Raw genomic sequence first — 6,351 nt, forward strand, 5'->3', positions numbered from 1 at the left:
CGAGGCAATCTCTCCCCTCCCGCTTGCGGGAGGGGCCGGGGGAGGGCGTGTCAACCAAGCTCCTCAAAAGTTTCTCGCGGAAGGCGACATGCCCTCCCCCAGCCCCTCCCGCGAGCGGGAGGGGAGTAAAGGCGGCATGAAAAACGCCGGCATCCCCGACAACCGCATCGTGTTCAGCGAAAAATTCGCCTGCCCGGTCAGCGGCTTCACCATCCCCGACATCGAACCGCGCCTGTTCAGCTTCAACGCCCCGCAGGGCGCATGCCCGGCGTGCGACGGCTTGGGCGAAAAGCTGATCTTCGACGAAGACCTCGTCGTCCCCAACCACGAGCTGAGCATCAAGAAGGGGGCGGTCGTCCCCTGGGCTAAGTCCAACCCGCCATCGCCCTATTACATGCAGGTCCTCGGCAGCCTCGCGCGCGAATTCGGCTTCTCCCTCGACACCCCGTGGAAGGACCTGCCCGGCGAGGTTCAGCTCATCATCCTCCACGGCACCGGCGGCAAGCCGGTGACGCTGACCTTCATCGACGGCCGCAAAAGCTATGACGTGAAGAAGCCGTTCGAGGGCGTCATCGGCAACCTCAACCGCCGCATGCTTCAGACCGAAAGCGCCTGGATGCGCGAGGAGCTGAGCAAGTACCAGGCCGCGCACCCGTGCGAAACCTGCAACGGCGCCCGCCTCAAGCCCGAGGCGCTGGCGGTCAAGGTCGCCCACCGCGACATCTCCTCCGTCACCCGCCTCAGCGTCGTCGACGCGCTGCCCTTCTTCCGCGACCTCCCCGCCGCGCTCACCCCGCAGCAGCAGGAGATCGCCCGCGCGATCCTCAAGGAAATCGACGAACGCCTCGGCTTCCTCAACAATGTCGGCCTCGACTACCTCAACCTCGATCGCACCAGCGGCACGCTGTCGGGTGGGGAGAGCCAGCGCATCCGCCTCGCCTCGCAAATCGGCTCCGGCCTGTCCGGCGTCCTCTACGTCCTCGACGAACCCAGCATCGGCCTGCATCAGCGCGACAACGACATGCTGCTCGCCACGCTGCGCCGCCTGCGCGACCTCGGCAACACCGTGCTGGTGGTGGAACATGACGAGGATGCGATCCGCACTGCCGATTACGTCATCGACATGGGGCCGGGCGCCGGCGTGCATGGCGGACAGGTGGTGGCACAGGGCACGTTCGATGAAATCCTGTCCAGCACCGGCAGCGTCACCGCCGATTACCTCAACGGCACCCGCCGGATCGAGGTTCCGGCCAAGCGCCGCAAGGGCAATGGCAAGAAGCTGACCGTCCACAACGCCACCGCCAACAACCTCACCGGCGTCACCGCATCGATCCCGCTCGGCACCTTCACCTGCATCACCGGCGTGTCCGGCTCGGGCAAGTCGAGCTTCACCATCGACACGCTCTACGCCGCCGCCGCCCGCCACCTCAACGGCGCGCGCGTGCTCGCGGGCAAGCATGACAAGATCACCGGCCTCGACCATCTCGACAAGGTGATCGACATCGATCAGTCGCCGATCGGCCGCACCCCGCGCTCCAACCCCGCGACCTATACCGGCGCCTTCACCAACATCCGCGACTGGTTCGCCGGGCTGCCCGAGGCTCAGGCGCGCGGCTACAAGCCCGGCCGGTTCAGCTTCAACGTCAAGGGCGGGCGGTGCGAAGCGTGCCAGGGCGACGGCGTGCTCAAGATTGAAATGCACTTCCTCCCCGACGTCTACGTCACCTGCGACGTGTGCCACGGCCAGCGCTACAACCGCGAAACGCTGGAGGTGAAGTTCAAGGGGAAGAGCATCGCCGACGTGCTCGACATGACGGTCGAGGACGCGGTGGAGTTCTTCAAGGCCGTCCCCCCGATCCGCGACAAGATGGCGATGCTCGCCGAAGTCGGCCTCGGTTACGTCAAGGTCGGCCAACAGGCCACGACCCTGTCGGGCGGCGAAGCCCAGCGCGTCAAGCTCGCCAAGGAACTGAGCCGCCGCGCCACCGGCCAGACGCTCTACATCCTCGACGAACCCACCACCGGCCTGCATTTCGAAGACGTCCGCAAGCTGCTGGAGGTGCTCCACGCGCTGGTCGAACAGGGCAACACCGTGGTGGTGATCGAACACAATCTCGACGTCATCAAGACGGCGGATTGGATCCTCGACCTGGGGCCGGAAGGCGGCGTCAAGGGCGGCGAGATCGTCGCCGAAGGTACGCCGGAAAAGGTGGTGAAGGAACCGCGCAGCTACACGGGCAAGTATCTTGCGCCGTTGCTGGAGCGGGGTGGGGTCAAGGAGCGGGCTGAGGTGGCGGCGGAGTAGGGGGCGTATGAAGAAGATCAAGCGCAAGCGAAAGGGGCGCATCCTAGACGACCACCAACGTGTAGGTTCCCGAATTAGAAGCTCATTTTTGCTTCAAGCGAATTTCCAAGAAACAAGCTACGTCGATCAGATACTTCCTGAAATCGTGCACATTGCGATGATTTTGCAGGAGTTTGGATATTACGACGGCATTAGACTGTGCGAGAAGCTTTTCACTGCATTAGGCCGCCATCGCGATGAAAGTTCGCTGCCGTTTGTCTCCAACCTAGCAGTCGGCGCCGAGCAAGCTGCTGAGGTTCTGGCGGACCTTGAGGGGCAGGGTGCGCTGACGGCACTTCAGAAGGCGAATACGCCGCTTTGTCTACTGCCGAGCTGGCCGTTGAGATTTCTTGGCGCGATCGACATGGAGAGGGATGAGGCTCTCGCTACCCTCACTTCGTGCGTTGATAGCATCCTGGACAAGTCTCATTCCCCGCCATGCGCAGCGATGGCTACTGTCATGTATTGGCAGGGTGTTTGCGGCAAACTCCACTACTCGGCCAATGTGGCCCCCCCCGACCTGAATGTAATGATCAGCGATCCAAGCAGCGCGGCTGCCGGAAAGGCGAGAGCACAGGTCCGTGCGTTTATGATGGCCTTTGGTGCGATGGATGGGGAGCATGGAACTCCTAAGAAGGATTGGGGCTCCACCTTCTGGCGGGAATGCTTTCGCCTTTCAGGCTGTTCATACGAAGAGGACGACAGCGGTGATTGATCCCAACGCATATCGCGAGTTCTATGGTAACTATGAGAGGCACATCCTGGCGAACGTGAGCGATCGGACCGCTCATGAAAGTGCGCCTGATTGGTACGTGGGGGAGGTGTCGTCCGTTCTGAACGGCTTGATGGCTCGGCAGGCGACCTTAACCATCTCAATGGCCGCCAATCCTCCAATATGGAATGAGCACGTCGCTCCGCTAATATTGAGGACCATGATAGACGTTGTTATTTCGTTTCGCTGGATATTACGTGATCCGGTAAAGCGCAGCCGTGAATATATCGGGTATGGGCTTGGTCAAGCTAAGTTGGCGATTTCTCACTATGAGAAGCGGCTGGAAGTCGAGCCCGAAGACAGCATTTTGAACTCCTTGAAAACGTTCAAAGAGGCGTGGATTGAGTCCCAAAGGATGATGCCTTTCGTAGATGTCAATCTAGGAAGCTGGTCTGGCACCTCGGTTCGCAAGATGGCAATCGAAGCAGGCGATGAAGACCTATATAATTTTTCATTCACGCCATTCAGCTCGTGCGTTCACAGCCAATGGGACCACGTGCATGTCTTCAATACGATGATATGTAGTAATCCATTGCACAAGGGGCATAGAATACCCGCTATTGCGGATGTAGGTATATCTGATGATTACCTATATCGTACGGCGAAGTATTTTGATCTGACGTTGGAAAGTTTTGATTTGGCTGCTGGGAAGAAGGGCGATTTTTCGGGCGCACGTGATTTTTTCGCCAGTAACATTGGTTCAATCTACAGAGACGATGCTGAGATTGTAGCCACTGAGAATTAGGGTTTGCCAGTAGCACCGCACCAAAGCCTCGGCGTCGGTCACGCTCAGTAGTTTCGGGACACCATACCTGATTTCAGCGGAAGCTCCTGCTTTGCGCGGGCTCATCCGCTCCCCTTGTGCACCCCCGTTCCCGAAGCGGCACATTTTTGCTAACCTATACCGCTTGCTCTTTTTAAAAAGTGGAAGCGACCATGCACCATAAATGAAAGCGCCCCCGCAACCTGCGCGCCGGGTGCAAGCTCTGCAAGCCTTGGAAGGTCAACGGCTACGCCACCCACCGCCTCGGCGGGGAGCGGTTCAGCGATCACCGCCGCCGCCACGCCCCGCTGGCGTGACGCCGCGCGCAAAGCTAACCTCCCCCCATGCCCCGCCTAGACACCCAATTCGCCCATCTCGGCCAAAACGCCACCGCGACCGTCGAACCGCCCTTCGACGGGATGGCCTGGTACGCCGGCTACGGCCAACGCCACGCCGCCGACGGGATCGAGGGGCGGCTGGTCATGCAGTACAGCTTCACGGAAAGCTGGACCTCCTGGGAAGTCCACCCGCACGGTGCGGAGCTGGTTATCTGCACTGCGGGGGAAATGACGCTGGTGCAGGAACTGCCCGATGGCAACATCGCCCGCGAAACCCTCACCCCCGGCGACTATGCGATTAACCCGCCCGGCGTGTGGCACACCGCGGACGTGCCCCCCGGCACTACCGCCACCGCCATTTTCATCACCCCCGGCGCCGGCACCGACCACCGCCCGCGCTGATCGGCTCCGGCGACGCGGTCGGCATGCTCATGGGGTGCGCGGGTCGAGATCGTCGACATAATCCTTCACGCAGATCTTGATCATGTGGTGATCCGACAGGAACCGGTCATGCGCCAACAGGTCGGCGGAATGCAGCACATATTGGCGCGAGTAGCGGAATTCCTTGCGCCCCGCCGCGACGAACGCGCGGTCGAACGGCGCACCCTTGCGCTGCAGGCTGACATAGGTCGGCGTGTCGTTGTTGTTCAGATCGATCAGGCCGTTCGCCAGAAACGTCTCGATCGCCGGTTCAGCGTTGCTGACGATATTGGTGTCGCCGATCAGCACCAGGCTGGGGTCGAACGTCCCATCCGCCGCGCGCAGCGCCTTGCACAATTCCTCCGCCTCGCGCGCGCGGACCTTGCGGTTGACCGTCTCGCCGCCGACATTCGACTTCATGTGCAGCGGCACCAGGCTCAGCCGGCGCCGTTCGGTTTCAGTGACCCACGCCCCGGTCGCGTCCTTGCGGAACACCTCGATCTGCGACGTGAAGTCGAACAGGTGCGGCGCGCGCGCCCACAGCTTTCCCGCGTCGCTGTCATGCGCGACGTCCAGCTTGGCGACGCCCGCCAGCGTCAGCCGCTCGGCATCCCACATCACCGCGCACAGCTGTTTGGTCTGCCCGGCATCGCGATTGGGCACGATGCGGTACCGCCATGGTCGGTCGAGATGCTCCTCCAGCAGATAGCAGACCATATCCAGAAATTTGTTGCGCGGCCCATCCTGGTTGGCAGGATCGATGTGGATCCCGCCGGGGGTCAGCCGCACCTCTTCATCGGTCGGGGTCACATAGATTTCCTGCAGCGCGATGACGTCGATGCCGCTCATCTCGATATGTTCGGCCAGCGCGAACACGCTCTGCTGCGGCAACTGGTTGGATCGCGTTCCACCCAGATGTTCGATGTTCCAGCTTGCGATCTGAAGATAGCTCATGATGCTCCTCCCAGGCAGGATGACGGTCGATCATCGCATGCGTTCGTGACAGTTCCCCCGTCGGGGCCGCGCCGCGACGCGCCTCGCCAGCCGAGGCCCGCCGCGGCGCGTCTGGTTCAGGCGTCGACCGCCGCGTCCTCATCGGCGCAATTGCACGTGCCGACCGGCATGAACTCGTCCTCGAACGCCACTGCCACCGCATCGACGCGCGCCCGGCGCATCGCGCTCGCGGGCAGGTCGAGCGGCTCGAGATCCAGCGCCGCGAACTCGGCCGCGGTCAGCCACTTGATATCGGTGCCCCAGATGTCCCAGCACTGATCGATCGGGCCATAGCCGATGCACGCCTTTGCCTGCAGCCGGACCGAATTGCCGCCGCGCGGCTCGATGCAGATTTTGATATGGCCGACCGCAACGGTGAAGATCGTGTGGCAGGCGTTGGTCAGGCGGTATTCAAACCGCTTGCCCGCGGCGTCCACCTGCAGAATGACCGCGCCGTTCTGCTCGATCAGGCGGAGGCACGCCTTCACCCCGACGCAAATCTTCTTGTTGATCGGCCAGCCGATCCGGATGCACTTTTCGAACTTGAGACAGCTTTCCCAGATGGTGCCGGTCACGGCGACTTCGACTTCGCTCATCTCACATCTCCCATGCCGGGCGGATCGATCCCGCCACGACCGCAGGATCGCGCGGATGCAATGGCGCTGCGCGTGACGGCGGTCACGGTGCGGTGCGGGGCGGGGGAGGGAACCCCGCCCCGCAC

Annotated in this window: 6 protein-coding genes; 4 read left to right on the top strand and 2 right to left on the bottom strand. The window is 62.1% G+C overall.

Going from position 1 to position 6,351, the window contains the following annotated elements; translation table 11 throughout:
• The 4 genes from uvrA to AX681_RS02625 form a co-directional block, all read left to right on the top strand.
• A partial coding sequence (uvrA, locus tag AX681_RS02610) for an excinuclease ABC subunit UvrA (protein ID WP_066681609.1) occupies positions 1-2,305 on the top strand: 2,305 nt, incomplete at its 5' end.
• Between the two features lie 7 nt (positions 2,306-2,312).
• Positions 2,313-3,059, top strand: a complete 747-nt coding sequence (locus tag AX681_RS02615; protein WP_066663027.1) for a hypothetical protein — start codon at positions 2,313-2,315, stop codon at positions 3,057-3,059.
• The gene (locus AX681_RS02620) at positions 3,052-3,861 is read left to right on the top strand and encodes a DUF5677 domain-containing protein (protein ID WP_066663029.1); all 810 of its coding nucleotides are present in this window, start codon (positions 3,052-3,054) and stop codon (positions 3,859-3,861) included. The genes AX681_RS02615 and AX681_RS02620 overlap by 8 nt, the downstream gene beginning before the upstream one ends.
• Positions 3,862-4,223: 362 nt before the next feature.
• Positions 4,224-4,619: a cupin domain-containing protein gene (locus tag AX681_RS02625; RefSeq protein WP_066664236.1), complete on the top strand. Its 396-nt coding sequence runs from the start codon at positions 4,224-4,226 to the stop codon at positions 4,617-4,619.
• A 27-nt stretch (positions 4,620-4,646) separates the two neighbouring features.
• Here AX681_RS02625 and AX681_RS02630 read toward each other — a convergent pair whose 3' ends face one another.
• Both AX681_RS02630 and AX681_RS02635 read right to left on the bottom strand, forming a co-directional pair.
• A complete protein-coding gene (locus AX681_RS02630; RefSeq protein ID WP_066664226.1) occupies positions 4,647-5,591 on the bottom strand; it encodes a hypothetical protein in 945 nt (314 codons plus the stop codon).
• Between the two features lie 116 nt (positions 5,592-5,707).
• Positions 5,708-6,226: a hypothetical protein gene (locus tag AX681_RS02635; protein ID WP_066664228.1), complete on the bottom strand. Its 519-nt coding sequence runs from the start codon at positions 6,224-6,226 to the stop codon at positions 5,708-5,710.
• Positions 6,227-6,351 lie beyond the last annotated feature (125 nt).

This window comes from Sphingomonas sp. CCH9-E2 (genome assembly GCF_001557215.1).
Classification (GTDB): Bacteria; Pseudomonadota; Alphaproteobacteria; order Sphingomonadales; family Sphingomonadaceae; genus Sphingomonas.